Below are 16,980 nucleotides of genomic sequence, written 5' to 3' on the forward strand. Positions count from 1 at the left end.
CGCTCCCACAAAAGCGGATGCCACAGAGGCCAATTCCCCAGGCGGCCCATGATACTCACCGACCGGCCAGCGGCTGGGTCAACAGTTGCATGCGCTGGGCAATCGCCACTGGTGGTGCATCCGGGCGAATCTTGCTCCAGCGTTTACCTGCAACATCACCGGCAATCAGCTGCGTCGAATGCTGCTCGGGACTCGGCAGGAACTGCCCTATACGGCCAAGCACCAGGTCGACATTGGCCTTGTCACCGGTCAGGAACAACCAGTTCGGCCCATCCACCCCTTGCTTGGCGGCGAACGCCTTCAGCGCCTCGGGGGTGTCGTTCAGCGGGTCACTGCTGATCGACACGAAGGTCACCTGGGCGGCCAGGGCTGGCCCCATGGCCTCGCGCACCTCGCGCAGCTTGCGGGTGATCAACGGGCAGGCATCGGTGCAATGGGTGAAGATCACGTTGAGCATCACCACCTTGTCCTTGAGCACGTCACTGTAAAAGCGCAGCTCGCGGCCATTCTGGTCCTTCAGCACGGTGTCGGTGAACCAGGTCTTGGCGTCGCGTGTACCGCCACCACTGGCCATCGCCTGCGGTGCTGGCTGCGGCTCGGGGGGTTGCGGCGCATGGCCTTCGTGGGCGAACGCCACCGACGTGAGGATCCACAGGCAGCCACCCAGTACCAGCCAGTCGAATGCGCGCATGCCAGCGCGGTGGGAGGTTGCAGTGCTCATGGTTGCACCTCGTGATGGTCGGCAATGGCGGTGCTCTTGGCATGTACCCGGCGCGCACTGAGGCGGTTGATTTCTTCGATCAATACGCCCGGGTCGGTGAAGCCGTAGTAACGCGTCCAGTGCCCGCTACGCCCGTCACCCACCAGTATCAGCGGCGGGTGCTGGCTGAGGTCGGCGTTGAAGCTGCCCAGCCCCTTCAGGGTTTCGGTGATGGCGTACGGGGTACCGGTCAGCCAGCTCCAGCCCGGCCCTTTCTGGAATGCCTTGGCATAGTTTTGCAGGCGCTTGGCGTCGTCACGCTGAGGGTCGACACTGATCGACACCAGGCGAACCTCCTCGCCTACCCGGCCGCCCAGCTGCTGCTGGACCTTGCCCATGATCGACGACACCACCGGGCATACCGTGGTGCAGCTGGTGTAAATGAAGCCCATGACCACCAGATGGTCACCCACCAGGTCTTTCTCCAGGCGTACCGGCATGCCTTCCTGGTTCAGCAGCGACACATCGGCAAAACGCACACTGGCCTTTTCCTGATGCGCCGCCGGGGGCTGCCCGGCATGGCCGTCATGCGCGTGACCGGCGTGGGCCATGGCCAGGTGGCTGGCGAATGCCAGGCTCAGGGCCAACAGTGTGCAAGCAGGCTTGGCGTTCATCGCACATTCCTCACGTCAGTCTGGGAGGCGTTGGTTGCAGCAGCCGGCAGAACGCGCAGGCTGGTGTAGTTTTCTTCGGCAAACTTGCGCCCCAACGAGGGCGACTGCACATGCAGGTACCAGGCGCCGGCCTCAGGCAAGTTCAGCGCTGCCTGGTAGACCCCCTCGCCCACCTCTTGCAGCTGCAGGTTGCGCGGCATCGACGATGGCGCCAGGAAGTAGCGCAGGCTCAAGTCGTTCAGGCCCAGGCGCGGCTGCCCGTCATCACCGACAATCCGTACCCGCGCGGTGAAGTCGCTGTGCTGCGGCAGCGGCTGGTCGAGGCCGATGAACTCGGCACGCGCACCTTTACGTTTGCTGGCATCGCTCCCTGCGGCCACTTCGGTACTGAAGCAATGAATGATTTGCGGCTGGTTGAGCAGGAAGGCAACGTCGAACTTGCCGGCGGCGGGCAGCTTCACCGTCGAGCCATACACCCCGGGGGCCACTTCGCGCAGGCTGCGGTCAACGACGATGGCGGCGCGGGCCTGGTGGCCGCGGTTGTTGTAGCCGGACATCGGTGCATTCATGCCTTCGGCATAGAAGTAGGTGGTGTTGTCCACCGGGTTGACCACGAACACCGAATTGTCATCACGCGATACCGACAGCCCCTGGGCCAGTGGCAGGTCGCCGGCCTGGCGCGGCGCTGCGGGGCCAGCCTCGAAGCCTTGCACGATGGGCGCACGCCCCTCGCCCAGGCTGGCCAGATTGATCATGCTCACTTTCGGCGAGGCCAGGCCACGCACATAGGCATAGCCTTTGGTGAACGTCAGCTGGTACGGTTCGGCCGCCACCGGAATGCGGTGGATCAGCTTGTCGGTACTGGCGTCGATGACCAGGGCCTGGTTCTCCAGGGTATTGAGCACGATGCCGTAGCGGCCATCATGGCTGAAGCGCATCGGCCCCAGGCCCTGTTCGGCCTGGACCGTGTGGCGCAACTGATGGCTGCGGGCATCGAACACCCGTACGCTGCCCTCCTCGCCATCGACCACGTACACGGCCTGGGACAGCGCCGAATAGCTGACCGACAGCGGGTGCGGGCCTACCTTGATGGTCTTGGCCAGGCGCATTTCCGGGATGTCGATGACGCTCAGGGTGCCGCTGTCGCGATTGCTGACATAGGCATAGCGCGAGTCGGCGCTGAAGGCGATTTCGTGGTGCCCGGTACCGGTGTTGAAGTGCTTCATGGCGCTGCGCCCCGGCACGTCGATCACTGTTACCCCGCCTTTGCCCGGGTCGCTGCTGTTGTTGCCAACCCACAGCCGATGCTGGTCCGGCTGCAGGGCCACGCGCAGCGGCTGGTCGCCGGCGTCCAGGTCGGCCACGCGGGTGAAGGTTTCGGTATCGATCACCGAGACCTTGCCCCGCTCGGGTATCGACACGAAAACCTGCTTGTCGTCGCTGGTGGCCGCCCAGTCCATGGGCCGCCCTGGCAGCTCGATGCGGGCCATGGTGCTGGTCACGCCCCCCACCGACACCGTCGGGTCGATCACTGTCAGGCTGGCGTCATTGTTCAACATCAGCAAGAAGTAGCTGTTCAGGTCGAGCAGCGGCCGGGCCCCGATGCTGCTCTTGAGAAACAGCGCGACCCGCGCCTTGCAGCTCTGCTCGCGGTCCCCGGCCGGGGCCGACTGCGCCGGGTCGATCCACGCCCCCGGGGCCATGCCCGACAGCGGTTGGCCACTGGTCTGGTCGCTGAGCTTGAAGCGGATGTTGGCGAAGCCGCCCTCCTTCAGTTCGCCGCCGGCCAATGGCCGGGCCTCGAACTCCACGTTCACGCCGTCCCGGCTGAGCCGGTGCAAGGCCTGCGAGCCGCCCCGTTCCTGCAACAGCTCGCGCGGGTCGCACCATAGCTTTTCGTACGCCACGCCCAGGCCAATCAGCGCTACCCCTAGCACTACCCCCAAGTAAGCAGGGCGAGTCTTTTTGTTCATGCTCGCGTTCCCCTTCCGTCACTGCGCCGGGGCCGTTGCCGGCGGCGCTTCGTTGGTCACCCGCAAGATCCCCCACAGCCCCGAGAGGTTGCCGTAGGCGGCGTAGTCGCGGAACAGGTAGTCACCCGTCACCGCGTTGGCACCGCCGGCACTCGGCAACATGAAGCTGAAGTGCGCCGCTGGCAGCACGCTTTCCTGCGCGCCGATGTACATGGCCATCGGGTTGTAGCCAAAGCGCACCGAACCGATACCAGGCAGGCCAATCGGGTAACCGTCCGCATCGCTCTTCTCGGCCTGGTAGTTGTGCAGTGGCCATACGTGCCCGTCCAGCTGGTAGACCATGCCGCGGCTGCCACCACTGGGCATCACGATATGGTTGCGTACCGGTTGGCCAGGCTTGGCGTACAGCACCGGGGTTTGCGGGTCGCCACCGACCAGGGCGTTGGCGTAGGCCATGTGGGCGTTGGGTACATCACCAAAGCCCAGGCCATTGGCGCGGCCGAATGGCGAGTCGGGCGCCATGCCGAAGCGCAGCCACAACGGTTCGGTCTTGTAGTTGACCGCCATGTTGCCGTTGTCTTGCGGGTCACCGGCAGCACCGTTGCCTTCGGTATTGATGCCTTCTACCGGACGACCATCGGCCCAGCGCATGTTCAGCGCGCGCTGCCACACCGTGACGAAGTCGCGGTAGTCCGGCTGGCCGCTGACCTTCACCGTGGCCTGGGTACGGGTAGCAGTATCCTCGGTCCAGGTGGCGGTTTGCGGCAGGATGCTCATGGCGCCCACCAGACCTTTTTGCGGCTGCTTGATGAAGTCTGACGGGGTCAGGTTGAGGCCGCCGAACTCGATAGGCGTGGTGTTTATGTTGTCCACTGTGCGGCCCAGCTGCGACACCGGTTTGCCTTCACGCTCCAGGTGGCCGGCGTAGTACTGGTACTCCTTGGTCGGGTAAGCGCCGCTGGTGCCGGCACGTGGTGGCACGGTCTGCACCGGGTTCAGGCCAACGTTGGCACCGTCTGACTTGGTGATGTCGTAGGCCAGCAGTTGCGCATGCAGGCCCACGTGGCTGGACGGCCGCATCAGGTTGTTGGCAAAGGCGGTGGAGCCTTCGCTGTCGAAGCGGTCACGCTTGACCACGTTGTGCATCACTGCAGTGCTCGGCAGGTCTGGCATCACCAGTGGCAAGCGGTTCTCCAGGGTGATGCTGATGCAGTCGCCGGCATTGGCGCGCAGTACCAGCGGCTCTACCGGGACACCCGCCTTGAGCTTGCCGGTGGTGGCATCGAGGTCAGCCTTGCGCACGTACAGGATCGCGGTCGGGTCATGCAGCGGCGCACTGTGGCCACCGATGGTGAAAGGCTCCCCATCTTCGGGGTCTACCCCGCTCACCAGCGGGATGGCGGTTCTACGGCTGTTGAACACCAGGGTGCCGCCGTTGGCCTTGAGCGCGCCACCGACATGCTGGCCGACGCCCGCCGGGTCATTGATGCTGACGCCGTTACGGTTTTCGAGGATGTCGTTGGCCAGCGCTGCTACGATCTCGTAGCTGCGCTTGACCGTGGTGCGGGTACCGATGCCGTTCGGGTTGGCCGTGGTTTTCGGGCAGATGCCGTTGAAGTTCACGGTGTTGCGCATGGCCACCGGCTGCGGGTTGTTGGGCAGCGGGAACAGGTCGGCACGCTGCGCGGTGTAGTTGCGCATGATGCCCCAGATACCGTTCCAATAGCCCTCCAAGGCCGCGTCCAGCGAGTACAGGTAGTCGCCGTTGGTGGCTGCCGAACTGGAGATCATCGACACCGGCGCCATGAAGCCCAACTGCTCGGAGATGCCGATCATTTGCGACGACTTCCAGCCCGAGTTGGAGCTGTTGCCGAAGCCAGAACCGTTCTGCAGCCATTTCACGCCGTGCAGGGTGACGTTGTGCTCCTCTTCATGGCCACCGGCGTGCATGCGCAGGCGCACGTTGTCGCCGGAATAGGTGCGCAGCAACGGGGTGAACGGGTCGCCCGGCTCGGCGCCAGCCGTGTTGACATGCGGCGGGAACAGCGTAGTGCCGCCGGTAGGGCCGACTGCCGAGGTAATCGCCGATGGCGACAGGTTCATCGCCGGGATGGCGCGGTCGGTACGGGTTTGCAGGGCATAGCTGAGGTCGCCGGCCAGGCCGTCGGCCTGCATGCCACGCTTGCCGTCCGGGCCGACCTTGTTCGGGTCATACACGCGCAGGGCCAGCGGCTCGTTGCGGTAGTTGACGACGAACATCCCCGGGTCATCCACCGAGATCGCCTGCGGGCATGGCCGGCTTGGGCAGCCCGGGTTGAGACCGCCGCGTTTCTCGACGATGGCTTCGAGCAGGTTCGACGCCTTGCCGCGCACGGGCGGGTTGATGGCGTAGCGGAAGCTGTCGGCTGTGGCCGGGTACGACTGGGCATTGGGAATGCCGTCCGGCCCTGCGCCTACGTACACCCCGGCTTCATAGGCATGCTGGAAGTCACTGTACTCCAGGAAGAACTCGCGGTAGCTGTCGTTCTTGCCGTCGCCATCGTGGTCGCCGGTCTGGATCACCGCCTGCCACGAGGTCGGGCCGCCGTCCTGGCGCGTGGCCGGGTTGTACAGCTGCTCGCCGGTTTCGGCGTGGTACCAGGTGGAGCCGGCCGGTTCGGCCAGCACGGTGGCATACAGGCCCAGTTGCTGGTGAGTCGATGGGCCAAGGTGGTCATGGGTGAAGATGGTACCCAGGCCGCGGTCGACGTTATGCACGTTCACCAGCGGGTCTGCGAACCAGCGCTGCATCGCGGTACGTGCGCCCAGCCAGTCGGCGCGACCAAAGCGGCCGAAGTACGGGTGCTGCCTGGCTTTCGGGCAGGCTGCGGTGCCTTCGCGGCTATCCCCTTCAGTGCAGCCATTGTAATTACGAATGGCCTCTACGCGCTCGACCACGCTACCGGGCGAAAGTATGCCGTCTTCGTAGTTCCAGCCGTTGGCCGAGCCGTCGGCAGCGGTCAGGTCCCACTTGGGCAGGTGGATGTGCTGGCCGATCACGTCGGTCGGGGTGCGCACCTGGTAATCGTCCATCTCATAGATGTTCGGGATCAGGTTGGTGTGCTGGTACATCGCGCAGTCGAAGGTGTTCATGCGCATCACCAGCGGCTCTGGCGGGCGCTGCTTGGTAATGACCGGCCAGGCGTCTTCCCACAGGGCAATGATGCGTGCCTGCGGGAAGTGGTAGCCCACTTTGTTGTACACCGCGTCGAACTGGATGTTGGCCCCTTTGTAGATGCGGGGGCGGTCGGCAGTGAAGGCCGAGGCGCCACGGAAGTTCACGCCCGTCAGGCTCTCTCCACTGTTGAACTCCCCAACCCCGGAAGACTGGGTCAGGCGTTTTCCACGGTCATCCATGCACGGCTCGTAGTACGGCGCACCTGCAGTCGGCAACGCGCCGTTGGTGCGGAACGCCTTGGCCACCGGCTGGCTGCCGGGGATCAAGGCATAGCTGGGGTGTTCAGCCATGGCGTGGAACTGCATGGCGGCCTGCTCGACATCGGTGCCCTCTTCCGGCAGGTAAATGGGCTTGGCCTTGTGCACGACCTTGGTGAAGTCCAGTTTGGTGGTGGTGGTCTCCGCCACGCCACCGGCGGACACACCGTCCAGTGCATGGCGGCCAAGGCCGCCGTCCCAGCCATCGACCTGGTTCGCATCCAGGTTGGCCCACAGGGCTTTACCACTGTCTTTCAGTTGCCGGGCCAGGGCCGGGTCGAGCATGTCCAGGGGCGGGGTTGGCGGGCGGTTGCCCACGCTGCTTTCCATGCCGCCGATCCAGAACGGGTAGCCTGGGTTTTTCAGCGTGCCGTCGGCGTTGCGGTTGGCCTCGGTGCGGTCGACCAGCGCCAGCGAGCCCACGGCCTTGCGCACGGGCGCCTCGCTGGCGTGGTCGTCATCATCCTCGTCTTCGTGGTCATCATCGTTGGCAGCAACCAACGCTTCGGAGAGCTTGGGCACGACCACGACTTTGCCGGGCATGGGCGCCATGGCCTTGCCAGGCAACGGCACGATGGCCGGAATCGGCGTACCGGCAACGATCTCGCCATCGGGCAGGGCCCGGGCGCCAGCGGCCGGCTTACCGCTACGCAGGGCGAACGGGGTACTGTGGAAGCCATTCTCGCCCTGCCCGCTCACCTCCAGCCGCGTGCCTTCCTCGAACACGTCATGTACCCGCCACATGGCCCACATGCCCTGGGCGAAGTGCGGGTAGAAGTGACAGTGATAAATGGCATCGCCGGCAACGCGGTTGCGGTTGCCCGAACCACCGTTGGCGATTTCGTAGGTGTAGCCGACGCCGGCGCCGATGCCTTGGGCATCGATGTAGTCGGAGTTGTCGTCATTGGGGTTGAACAACCACTGATGGCCGTGCAAGTGGAAGATGTGCTGCTCGTGCCCGTTGTGGGTGTTGCGGAACTTGGTGAAGTCACCGATATAGCTGTGGTGCACGTTGGCAGGCTCTGAGGGGTAGAGGGCCATGCTGGCCTTGACCCCGACGGCGCTGGCCGGCGGCACCTCGCCCGGGCGGATGTGTTCCAGGCCGACGTTGGCCGGTACATCCACCAGGGTGCCTATATCGCCGACCGTGTGGGCGCTGAGGAAGAACTCCTCATAGGCACACGACAGGCAGTCGTGCATCGGGCCCACCCCCAAGCGGTTGGCCACCACTTCGGCACCCATGCCACCAGAGCCGTAATTGATCATGAACGAATCGCGCGCCGGCTCCAGCACGTGGCCCATCACCGGGTCGGCCCAGTAGCCAGGGAAGGCCTGGGTACCGGCAACCTCGTCGGCGAACTGCGAGGCGAAATCACGGAATGCTTCCAGTCGGTTGGGCAGCGCCGGGTTGCGTTTGCCCACGCTTTCCAGCGGGTAAGTGGAACTGGGGAAGCTACCGTCAGGGTTGGGCCCCATGACGATGGCATCGGTTTCGCTGCTGATGATCTCGTTGCCGTTGACCATGGCAATGATCGGTTTGCCGGCCTTGCCTTCGGCGATCCACGGTTCGACCTGCGGATAACGGGCTTCGTAGTCGATCACGGGCTGGCCGGTGGCGGTTCGCCCCGTGGTGGCCAGGCGCATTTCTTCTTCAGTGAGGGTGTTGCGGTAGGTACGGCCCAGTTTGGGCACGACCACCACCTGGCCGAACAGGCCGTTGGAGACGTTGCCCGCCGTGCCCTCGCCGCCGAACGTAGCGGCTTTGCTGGTGGCGGCGAAGGCCCCTTCGCGCTCGGCATACAGGGTGTAGCTGCGGGTGCTGCCGGGGCTGACGAAGAAGTTGCCGTTACGCCCGGTATAGGCGGAAATATCGGCAATGCTGTTCACCGCCTGCATCCCGTTGACCTGGAAGCCGACCATGCGCTCGGCCACCTGTTCGTCGGCGACAAAGCCTTCGCCGCCTTCGTTTTCAACCTCCGGCCCCTCTGCCTCACCCTCGGGCTCTTCAGCCTCGATACCGTGCTTGTTGGGATTCGCCTTGTAATCCAGCAGGTTGGTCAGGTTGACCGTCAGGCAGTCACCGACCGCCACGCGCAGCACGATAGGCCGCGGGCGCTTGTCCGGGCGCAGGGTGACCTTGCCCGGTACCGCGGCCCCGCCCTTGCTGAGGGGGACCTGCTTGTCGTCCACCACGTCCTCACGAAGGGCAAACATCATGCCGTTGGCGTTTTGCGCGCCAAGGCGGTTGAACATCAGTGGCTGGTCCAGTGCCACCACGTTGGCGACCAGGGTGCGCTGGCACTGCACAGCCGCCTCGCTGGTTGCTTCCCAGCCAAGCAAGGCCAGTACAAGTGATGACAGGATGGGGCCTTTGAGTGGCGTCGACATGCTGCACCTCCGGGACACAGGATCTCTGCCGGGAGCTGGAGCAAGGTGTGTGCCAGAAGAAAAATCCAATATTAATCAATAACTTGTACGATCAACCGCAACGGATTGGGGAGGATCCCCCAGCAGGTTCCCCCGAATCGGGGGACGAAATCCCGTGGGGGCAAAGGCTGCTCCACAGGCGCGCGCTGGCCTCACACAAGGTAAAAACGCACGGTACCCTTGCACAATTGTCGATTGTGCAAGGCAAATTCGCATGCCAGGATCCTGCGATCCTCCAGCGAACTCCAGACTTCACTTGGAAAATCAATAACAAAGCAGGGAGAACGCAATGACTGCACACGCTCATACCCCGGCAGCAACCGACCATGTATTGGCCGAGGTCCGCAACCAGATCGGCCACCTGACCCTGAACCGCCCAGCCGGTCTCAATGCCCTGACCCTGGACATGGTGCGCAGCCTGCGTCAGCACCTGGACCAGTGGGCCGACAACCCGCAGGTACGCGCCGTGGTCCTGCGCGGCGAAGGCCCCAAGGGGTTCTGTGCCGGTGGCGATATCCGCTCGCTGTACGACAGCTTCAAGGCCGGCGACACGCTGCATGAAACCTTTTTCGTCGAAGAGTACGCCCTCGACCTGGTCATCCACCGCTACCGCAAGCCAATACTGGTGATGATGGACGGCTTCACCCTCGGGGGCGGCATGGGCCTGGCCCAGGGCTGCGACCTGCGCGTGGTCACCGAGCGCAGCCGGCTGGGCATGCCCGAGGTCGGCATCGGCTACTTCCCGGACGTGGGCGGCAGCTACTTCCTCTCGCGCATCCCCGGCGAGCTGGGCATCTACCTGGGTGTCAGCGGTGCCCAGATCCAGGCGGCCGACGCCTTGTATTGCGGCCTGGCCGACTGGTACCTGGCCAGCGATCAGCTCGCTGCCCTCGACCGGGGCCTCGACCAGCTCGACTTCAGCGACCACCCGCTCAAGGACCTGCAAAACCTGCTGGCCAGGCTCGGCACCCAGACACTGGATGATGCGCCACTGGAAAAGCTGCGCCCGGCCATCGACCACTTCTTCGCCCTGCCCGACCTGCCAGCCATCGTCGAGCAACTGCGTGCGGTGAGCCTCGGCGACAGCCACGCCTGGGCGGTGGCCACCGCCGATCAGCTGGAAACCCGCTCGCCTCTGGCCATGGCGGTTACGCTGGAGATGCTGCGCCGGGGGCGCGAGCTGGGCATTGACGACTGCTTTGCCATGGAACTGCACCTGGACCGCCAGTGGTTCCAGCACGGCGACATCATCGAAGGCGTGCGTGCCCTGATCATCGACAAGGACAAGCAGCCCCGCTGGAACCCGCCGACCCTGGCCGCGCTGCAAGGCCAGCGGGTCGAACAATTCTTCGAAGGCTTGTGAGCCCGGGAGTACACAGATGCAAGACCTCGAACTGAGCGAAGAACAGATCATGATCCGCGACATGGCCCGGGACTTTGCCCGTGGCGAAATCGCACCCCATGCCCAGGCTTGGGAAAAGGCCGGCTGGATCGATGATGGCGTGGTGCGCAAGATGGGCGAACTGGGCCTGTTGGGCATGGTGGTGCCCGAGGACTTCGGCGGCAGCTACACCGACTATGTCGCCTATGCCCTGGCCGTGGAAGAGATCGCCGCCGGCTGCGGCGCCACCGGGGCGATGATGAGCATCCACAACTCGGTAGGTTGCGGCCCGCTGCTGGCCTACGGCACCGCCGACCAGCAACAGCAGTGGCTGCCACGCCTGGCCAGCGGCGAGGTGATTGGCTGCTTCTGCCTGACCGAGCCACAGGCCGGCTCCGAGGCGCACAACCTGCGCACCCGCGCCGAGCTGGTGGATGGCCAGTGGGTCATCAACGGTGCCAAGCAGTTCGTCAGCAATGCCCGCCGTGCCGGCCTGGCGATCGTCTTCGCAGTGACCGACCCGGAGCTGGGCAAGAAAGGCCTGTCGGCGTTCCTGGTGCCCACCGACAACCCTGGGTTCAAGGTTGATCGCAGTGAGCACAAGATGGGCATTCGCGCCTCCGATACCTGCGCAGTGACCTTCGACAACTGCCGCATTCCTGCCGCCAATATCCTCGGTGAGCGTGGCAAGGGCCTGGCCATTGCCCTGTCCAACCTCGAAGGCGGCCGTATCGGCATTGCCGCCCAGGCCTTGGGCATCGCCCGCGCCGCATTCGAAGCGGCGCTGGTCTACTCGCGTGACCGCATACAGTTTGGCAAGCCGATCAACGAACACCAGAGCATTGCCAACCTGCTGGCCGACATGCAGGTGCAGGTGAACGCCGCACGTTTGCTGATCCTGCACGCCGCCCGCCTGCGCAGCGCCGGCAAGCCGTGCCTGTCGGAAGCGTCACAGGCCAAGCTGTTCGCTTCGGAGATGGCCGAGCGGGTGTGCTCGATGGCCATCCAGGTGCATGGTGGGTACGGCTATCTGGAAGATTACCCGGTGGAGCGCTACTACCGGGATGCGCGGATTACCCAGATCTATGAAGGGTCGAGCGAGATCCAGCGCATGCTGATTGCACGGGAATTGAAAAACTATCCGCTGTAACGCAAAGGCAACGCGGTTCTTGGGGGCGCGGGCGACGCTGTGGCTGGCACCGGCTTTGCCGGTGTTCGCGGGCGCGCCCGCTCCCACAGGAATGTCACCGCGGCAAACTTCTCGCCTCAGCGCCAATACCGCGCGTCATCCACCACCCTGGCATGCCCCTCGAACAGCGCCGGCAACTGCTCCTTGAGGTAGTCGATCCAGGTGCGCACCTTGGCGTCCAGGTAGTGGCGTGACGGATACATCGCATACAGCGCACTCTCCCTCAACCGATACGGTGCCAACAACCGGCGCAAGCGCCCCTGCTCGATCGCCTCGCTGGCGGTGTAGAACGGCAGCAGGCCAATGCCCATACCCAGCTCGCTGGCCACCAGCATGGCGTCGGCAACGTTGGTGGAAAAACTGTCATTCGGCGCAATCACGCACTGGTCAACCCCTTGCGGGAACACCCAGTCGCCTTCGTACATCGGGTAAGCCATGCGCAGGCAGCGATGGCCGTGCAAGTCTTCGGGGCGCTCCGGTACACCGTGGGTATCCAGGTAACCGGGGGCCGCGCAGGGGATGCTGAAAATGTTGCCCAGCGGCACAGCGATCAGTTGCGAATCCGGCAGCGCACCGTCCACGGTGATCACCACGTCATGCCCTTCTGCCAGCGGGTCGGGGTTGCGCTGCGACAGCGTCAGCTCGATCACCACTTCCGGGTATAGCGTGTTGTAGCCGGCCACCAGCGGCATCAGCAACAGCCCCATGCCGTGCGGGCAGTGCAAACGCAGATGGCCGCGAGGCGTGAGGTGCGCCCCTCGCGCTTCGCCCACGGCTTCTTCGGTCAGCAGCATGATCTGCCGTGCACGCTCCAGAAACCGCTCACCCGCCTCGCTCATGCGCAAGCGCCGGGTGGTGCGGTGCAGCAGGCGGGTCTGCAGCTGGTTCTCCAGCTCGGCAACGATGCGCGAAACCTGCGCTGCAGAAATATCCAGAGCATTGGCAGCTGCAGCGAAGCTGCCACATTCCACCACACGGGTGAAGGTACGCATGGCATGCAGCATGTCCATGAAGGTGTGCTCCTTTCTTTGTCTTATTCTTGCGTTACAGGCAGGAATCTATCACGGTTTAGCCCATTTATTGTGGATGACCAATGAATAGATCATTAGCCATCCATTAAAAAAGGAGCCTGTCATGAAACGCTCGATCACTGTCCTTGCCATTGCCGCTGCCTTCGCCTCGTTCGGTGCTTTTGCCGATGCCGGCAACAACCAGCCAGTCAGCAGCCAATATGAATACGGCATGCCGCTGGACGTGGCCAAGGTCATCTCCATCACACCGGCCAGCAACGCAGCCGACTGCCAGGTAGGCACCGCACACATGGTGTACGTCGACCATCAGGGCCAGAAGCGCGAAATCGACTACCGGGAAATGGGCAACTGCTCGCAGCAGTGAGTCAGGCCAGCACCTGGGTGATCCAGCCCACCTGCTGATTGAAATCGTCGATCTTCGCCTGAGGCACCGCATCGCGGGCCCGCTGGAAATTGGCCAGGGTCTGCTGCTTCTGCCGCAGCATGCGCCGCCACTTGACCACAAACGCCTCGCTTTTCTCCTGCATCAACACGGGGCCGAAGTACAGCTGTTCAGCGCTATACACCCCCCTGCCCGGCTCGGCGACGATGATCTCGTAATCGAAGCGGTTTTCCCGTAGCAGCTCTTCGCTGACGATCTGGTAACCATTGCCCGCCAGCCACTGGCGCAGTTCGCGCTCACCGCCATTGGGCTGCAGTACCAGGCGCGTGACGCCGCCAAGGCGCTGCTTGCCGGCTTCGAGTATCTCGCACATGGTGTCGCCGCCCATCCCGCAGATGCTCACCACCGAGATACGGTCTTGCGGCTCGACCGCTGCCAGCCCATCGGCCAGGCGCACGGTTACCTGCGCTTGCAGGCCGTTTCTGCGCACATTGCGCTGGGCCGAGGCGAACGGCGTCTGTGCCACTTCACCCGCTACCGCGGCCTCGAGCACGCCACGCAGCATCAAGGCCACCGGCAGGTAGCCGTGGTCCGAGCCAATGTCGGCCAGGCGCGCGCCCTGTGGCACATGGGCGGCCACACGCTCCAGGCGCCTGGACAAAGTCTGTTCGTTCAACGTAAACCCCTGGTTTTGCAATCGCCTGCGATTCTGACGGCGAACGCCGCGCATTTCAAACGCCGAGGCACCCTCGACCGGGCAGGTGCGCTCGCGTAGGCTTGCCGTTTTCCTTCCGTTGCAAGGCAGACACACCATGGCACATGCAGACATCATCTACACCCCGGACCCGGACGCCGAGTCGATTTCCTCGGACGTTGCCGAGTACAACGGCGTGCTGGTCACCACGCAAATCCCGACCCACGCCGACGGCAGCCTGGAACTGGGCGGCATCGTCGAGCAGAGCGAATGCACCCTGCAGGCGCTGAAAGTGGCCCTGGAAAAGGCCGGCAGCGGTATGGACCGCGTGCTGCACCTGACCATCTACCTGACCGACATGGCCGACCGCGCAGCGTTCAACGAGGTGTACCAGCGCTTCTTCAGCAAGCCCTGGCCGGTGCGTGCGGCGGTGGGTGTGGCTTCGCTGGCCTTTGAAGGCATGCGTGTGGAAGTGACGGCGATGGCTGCCAAGCGCTGAGCTGCGCTTGTTGGGGTGCGCAGCGCCCCCAACATCGTTGACTGACTGCAAGATCGCCGGGGCCGCTCTGCGGCCCTTTCGCGACGCAAGGCCGCTCCCACAGTTGCGCGTACCCGCAGCCAATCCCGCACCTCTCGGCACCCCAATGATGCCGCCAGCCCGTTTCACCGCTACAATGCCCGCCTAAACCGTGACAGCCCGAAAATATAACGACATGTCCCTTCCAAAGAATCACCTGGAACTGCTCAGCCCTGCCCGTGACGTGGCCATCGCCCGTGAAGCGATCCTGCACGGCGCTGACGCCATCTATATCGGCGGCCCGAGCTTCGGCGCGCGCCATAACGCCTGCAACGAAGTCAGCGATATCGCCGAGCTGGTCGAGTTCGCCCATCGCTACCATGCACGCGTGTTCACCACCATCAACACCATCCTGCACGACAACGAGCTGGAACCGGCGCGCAAGCTGATTCACCAGCTGTACGATGCCGGCGTGGACGCGCTGATCGTGCAGGACCTTGGGGTGATGGAGCTGGACATCCCGCCGATCGAGCTGCATGCCAGCACCCAGACCGACATCCGCACCCTGGAACGGGCCAAGTTCCTCGACCAGGCCGGGTTCTCGCAACTGGTACTGGCGCGGGAGCTGAACCTGCAGCAAATTCGCGCCATCGCCGCCGAAACCGATGCCGCCATCGAGTTCTTCATCCACGGCGCGCTGTGCGTGGCATTCTCTGGCCAATGCAACATTTCCCATGCGCAGACCGGCCGCAGCGCCAACCGTGGTGATTGCTCGCAAGCCTGCCGCCTGCCCTACACGCTGAAAGATGACCAGGGCCGCGTGGTTGCGTTCGAGAAACACCTGCTGTCGATGAAGGACAACAACCAGACCGCCAACCTGGCTGACCTGGTCGATGCCGGCGTGCGCTCGTTCAAGATCGAGGGCCGCTACAAGGACATGGGCTATGTGAAGAACATCACCGCCCATTACCGCAAAGAGCTCGATGCCATCCTTGAAGACCGCCCTCAGTACGCCCGCGCGTCCAGCGGCCGTACCCAACACTTCTTCCTGCCCGACCCGGATAAAACCTTCCACCGCGGCAGCACCGATTACTTCGTGACCGACCGCAAGGTCGATATCGGCGCCTTCGACTCGCCAACCTTCACCGGCCTGCCGGTGGGCGTAGTGGAAAAGGTCGGCAAGCGTGACATGCAAGTGGTCACCGACGTACCGCTGACCAACGGCGACGGCCTCAATGTGCTGGTCAAGCGCGAAGTGGTGGGCTTCCGCGCCAACATCGCCGAACCGCGTGGCGAGTTCGAAGAAGACGGCCAGAAGCGCTACCGCTATCGCGTCGAGCCCAACGAAATGCCCGAAGGCCTGCACAAGCTGCGGCCCAACCACCCGCTGTCGCGCAACCTCGACCACAACTGGCAACAGGCCCTGCAACGCACCTCCTCCGAACGCCGGGTCGGCGTGGAGTGGCACGCTGTCCTGCGCGAGCAGCGCCTGATGCTTACCCTCAGCAGTGAAGAAGGCGTGAGCGTGCAGGTGGCCCTGGACGGCCCATTCGGCGTAGCCAACAAGCCGCAGCAGGCACTGGAGCAGTTGCACGACCTGCTCGGCCAGTTGGGCACCACCCTGTACCACGCCGACCGCATCGAACTGGATGCCCCGCAGGCGTACTTCATTCCCAACTCGCAGCTCAAGGCCCTGCGCCGCGAAGCCATCGAGGCACTGACTGCAGCACGCGTGCAGGCGCATCCGCGTGGCGGGCGCAAGGCCAAGACCACGCCACCGCCGGTGTACCCCGAGTCGCACCTGTCGTTCCTGGCCAACGTATACAACCAGAAGGCCCGCGACTTCTACCACCGCCACGGTGTGCAACTGATCGATGCGGCCTATGAAGCGCATGAAGAACACGGCGAAGTGCCGGTGATGATCACCAAGCACTGCCTGCGCTTCTCCTTCAACCTGTGCCCCAAGCAGGCCAAGGGCGTGACCGGCGTGCGTACCAAGGTGGCACCGATGCAGCTGATTCAGGGTGACGAAGTGCTGACCCTGAAGTTCGACTGCAAGCCGTGCGAGATGCATGTGATCGGCAAGATGAAGAGCCACATCATCGACCTGCCGACCCCGGGCAGCGCGGTGGCCCAGGTGGTGGGGCATATCAGCCCCGAAGACTTGCTCAAGACCATCCCGCGCGGACCGCACTGAGTTCGCCGGGCAGGGCCTCTTCGCGGCTAAACCGATGCGTGTCCACCCCCGGTGTAGGAGCGGGTTTACCCGCGAATACGGTAGCCGCGACAACGGTGAACGGCGGGTGGACATTGGCCAGCAGGCCCGGCCCTTTCGCGGGTGAACCCGCTCCTACATAGGCTTGTGCTTCCCCTGTAGGAGCGGGTTCACCCGCGAATACGGTAGCGGCGACAACAGTGAACGGCCGGTGGACATTGGCCAGCAGGCCCGGCCCTTTCGCGGGTGAACCCGCTCCTACGCAGGCTTGTGCTTCCCCTGTAGGAGCGGGTTTACCCGCGAATACGGTAGCCGCGACAACG

At 64.2% G+C, this 16,980-nt stretch carries 11 protein-coding genes; 5 read left to right on the forward strand and 6 right to left on the reverse strand.

Annotated features, from left to right (window positions below; genetic code table 11):
* Positions 1–55: 55 nt before the first annotated feature.
* The 4 genes from KW568_RS16595 to mnxG are packed head-to-tail and all read right to left on the reverse strand — an operon-like array spanning position 56 to position 9,209.
* Positions 56–721: an SCO family protein gene (locus tag KW568_RS16595; protein WP_004577518.1), complete on the reverse strand. Its 666-nt coding sequence runs from the start codon at positions 719–721 to the stop codon at positions 56–58.
* Positions 718–1,374 (reverse strand): SCO family protein, encoded by a 657-nt coding sequence (locus KW568_RS16600; protein ID WP_004577519.1) that lies wholly within the window; start codon positions 1,372–1,374, stop codon positions 718–720. Before KW568_RS16600 ends, KW568_RS16595 begins: the two co-directional genes overlap by 4 nt.
* The gene (locus KW568_RS16605; RefSeq protein ID WP_003247941.1) at positions 1,371–3,347 is read right to left on the reverse strand and encodes a cytochrome D1 domain-containing protein; all 1,977 of its coding nucleotides are present in this window, start codon (positions 3,345–3,347) and stop codon (positions 1,371–1,373) included. The genes KW568_RS16600 and KW568_RS16605 overlap by 4 nt, the downstream gene beginning before the upstream one ends.
* An 18-nt stretch (positions 3,348–3,365) precedes the next feature.
* Positions 3,366–9,209 carry a manganese-oxidizing multicopper oxidase MnxG gene (gene mnxG / locus KW568_RS16610; protein WP_004577520.1) on the reverse strand — a complete coding sequence of 1,948 codons (5,844 nt, stop codon included), beginning with the start codon at positions 9,207–9,209 and terminating at the stop codon, positions 3,366–3,368.
* A gap of 328 nt (positions 9,210–9,537) precedes the next feature.
* Between mnxG and KW568_RS16615 the strand changes: the two genes are divergently transcribed.
* Both KW568_RS16615 and KW568_RS16620 read left to right on the forward strand, forming a co-directional pair.
* On the forward strand, positions 9,538–10,611 hold the full coding sequence (locus KW568_RS16615) for an enoyl-CoA hydratase/isomerase family protein (RefSeq protein ID WP_004577521.1): 1,074 nt from the start codon (positions 9,538–9,540) through the stop codon (positions 10,609–10,611).
* 16 nt (positions 10,612–10,627) lie between these two features.
* Positions 10,628–11,779: an acyl-CoA dehydrogenase family protein gene (locus KW568_RS16620; protein WP_003247935.1), complete on the forward strand. Its 1,152-nt coding sequence runs from the start codon at positions 10,628–10,630 to the stop codon at positions 11,777–11,779.
* Between the two features lie 116 nt (positions 11,780–11,895).
* On the opposite strand, the gene KW568_RS16625 is transcribed toward KW568_RS16620, so the two are convergent.
* Positions 11,896–12,828, reverse strand: a complete 933-nt coding sequence (locus KW568_RS16625) for a LysR family transcriptional regulator (RefSeq protein WP_003247933.1) — start codon at positions 12,826–12,828, stop codon at positions 11,896–11,898.
* A 124-nt stretch (positions 12,829–12,952) separates the two neighbouring features.
* On the opposite strand from KW568_RS16625, the gene KW568_RS16630 reads away from it, so the two are divergent.
* Positions 12,953–13,213 carry a DUF2790 domain-containing protein gene (locus KW568_RS16630; RefSeq protein ID WP_004577522.1) on the forward strand — a complete coding sequence of 87 codons (261 nt, stop codon included), beginning with the start codon at positions 12,953–12,955 and terminating at the stop codon, positions 13,211–13,213.
* 1 nt (position 13,214) lies between these two features.
* Here KW568_RS16630 and KW568_RS16635 read toward each other — a convergent pair whose 3' ends face one another.
* Positions 13,215–13,907, reverse strand: coding sequence for a tRNA (adenine(22)-N(1))-methyltransferase TrmK (locus KW568_RS16635; RefSeq protein WP_004577523.1), 693 nt, complete (start codon positions 13,905–13,907; stop codon positions 13,215–13,217).
* Positions 13,908–14,043: 136 nt separating this feature from the next.
* Between KW568_RS16635 and KW568_RS16640 the strand changes: the two genes are divergently transcribed.
* Entirely contained in the window at positions 14,044–14,424 is a 381-nt protein-coding gene (locus tag KW568_RS16640; RefSeq protein ID WP_004577524.1) for a RidA family protein, read from the forward strand.
* A 214-nt stretch (positions 14,425–14,638) separates the two neighbouring features.
* The gene (locus tag KW568_RS16645) at positions 14,639–16,639 is read left to right on the forward strand and encodes a U32 family peptidase (RefSeq protein WP_259536519.1); all 2,001 of its coding nucleotides are present in this window, start codon (positions 14,639–14,641) and stop codon (positions 16,637–16,639) included.
* The last annotated feature ends 341 nt before the right edge of the window (positions 16,640–16,980 follow it).

The organism is Pseudomonas sp. HD6515 (assembly GCF_024971855.1).
GTDB classification, from domain to species: Bacteria; Pseudomonadota; Gammaproteobacteria; order Pseudomonadales; family Pseudomonadaceae; genus Aquipseudomonas; species Aquipseudomonas alloputida.

Coding starts and splice junctions, on each gene's coding strand:
- KW568_RS16595 (WP_004577518.1), bottom strand. CDS start 721: ATGAGCACTGCAACCTCCCACCGCGCTGGCATGCGCGCATTCGACTGG.
- KW568_RS16600 (WP_004577519.1), bottom strand. CDS start 1,374: ATGAACGCCAAGCCTGCTTGCACACTGTTGGCCCTGAGCCTGGCATTC.
- KW568_RS16605 (WP_003247941.1), bottom strand. CDS start 3,347: ATGAACAAAAAGACTCGCCCTGCTTACTTGGGGGTAGTGCTAGGGGTA.
- mnxG (WP_004577520.1), bottom strand. CDS start 9,209: ATGTCGACGCCACTCAAAGGCCCCATCCTGTCATCACTTGTACTGGCC.
- KW568_RS16615 (WP_004577521.1), top strand. CDS start 9,538: ATGACTGCACACGCTCATACCCCGGCAGCAACCGACCATGTATTGGCC.
- KW568_RS16620 (WP_003247935.1), top strand. CDS start 10,628: ATGCAAGACCTCGAACTGAGCGAAGAACAGATCATGATCCGCGACATG.
- KW568_RS16625 (WP_003247933.1), bottom strand. CDS start 12,828: ATGGACATGCTGCATGCCATGCGTACCTTCACCCGTGTGGTGGAATGT.
- KW568_RS16630 (WP_004577522.1), top strand. CDS start 12,953: ATGAAACGCTCGATCACTGTCCTTGCCATTGCCGCTGCCTTCGCCTCG.
- KW568_RS16640 (WP_004577524.1), top strand. CDS start 14,044: ATGGCACATGCAGACATCATCTACACCCCGGACCCGGACGCCGAGTCG.
- KW568_RS16645 (WP_259536519.1), top strand. CDS start 14,639: ATGTCCCTTCCAAAGAATCACCTGGAACTGCTCAGCCCTGCCCGTGAC.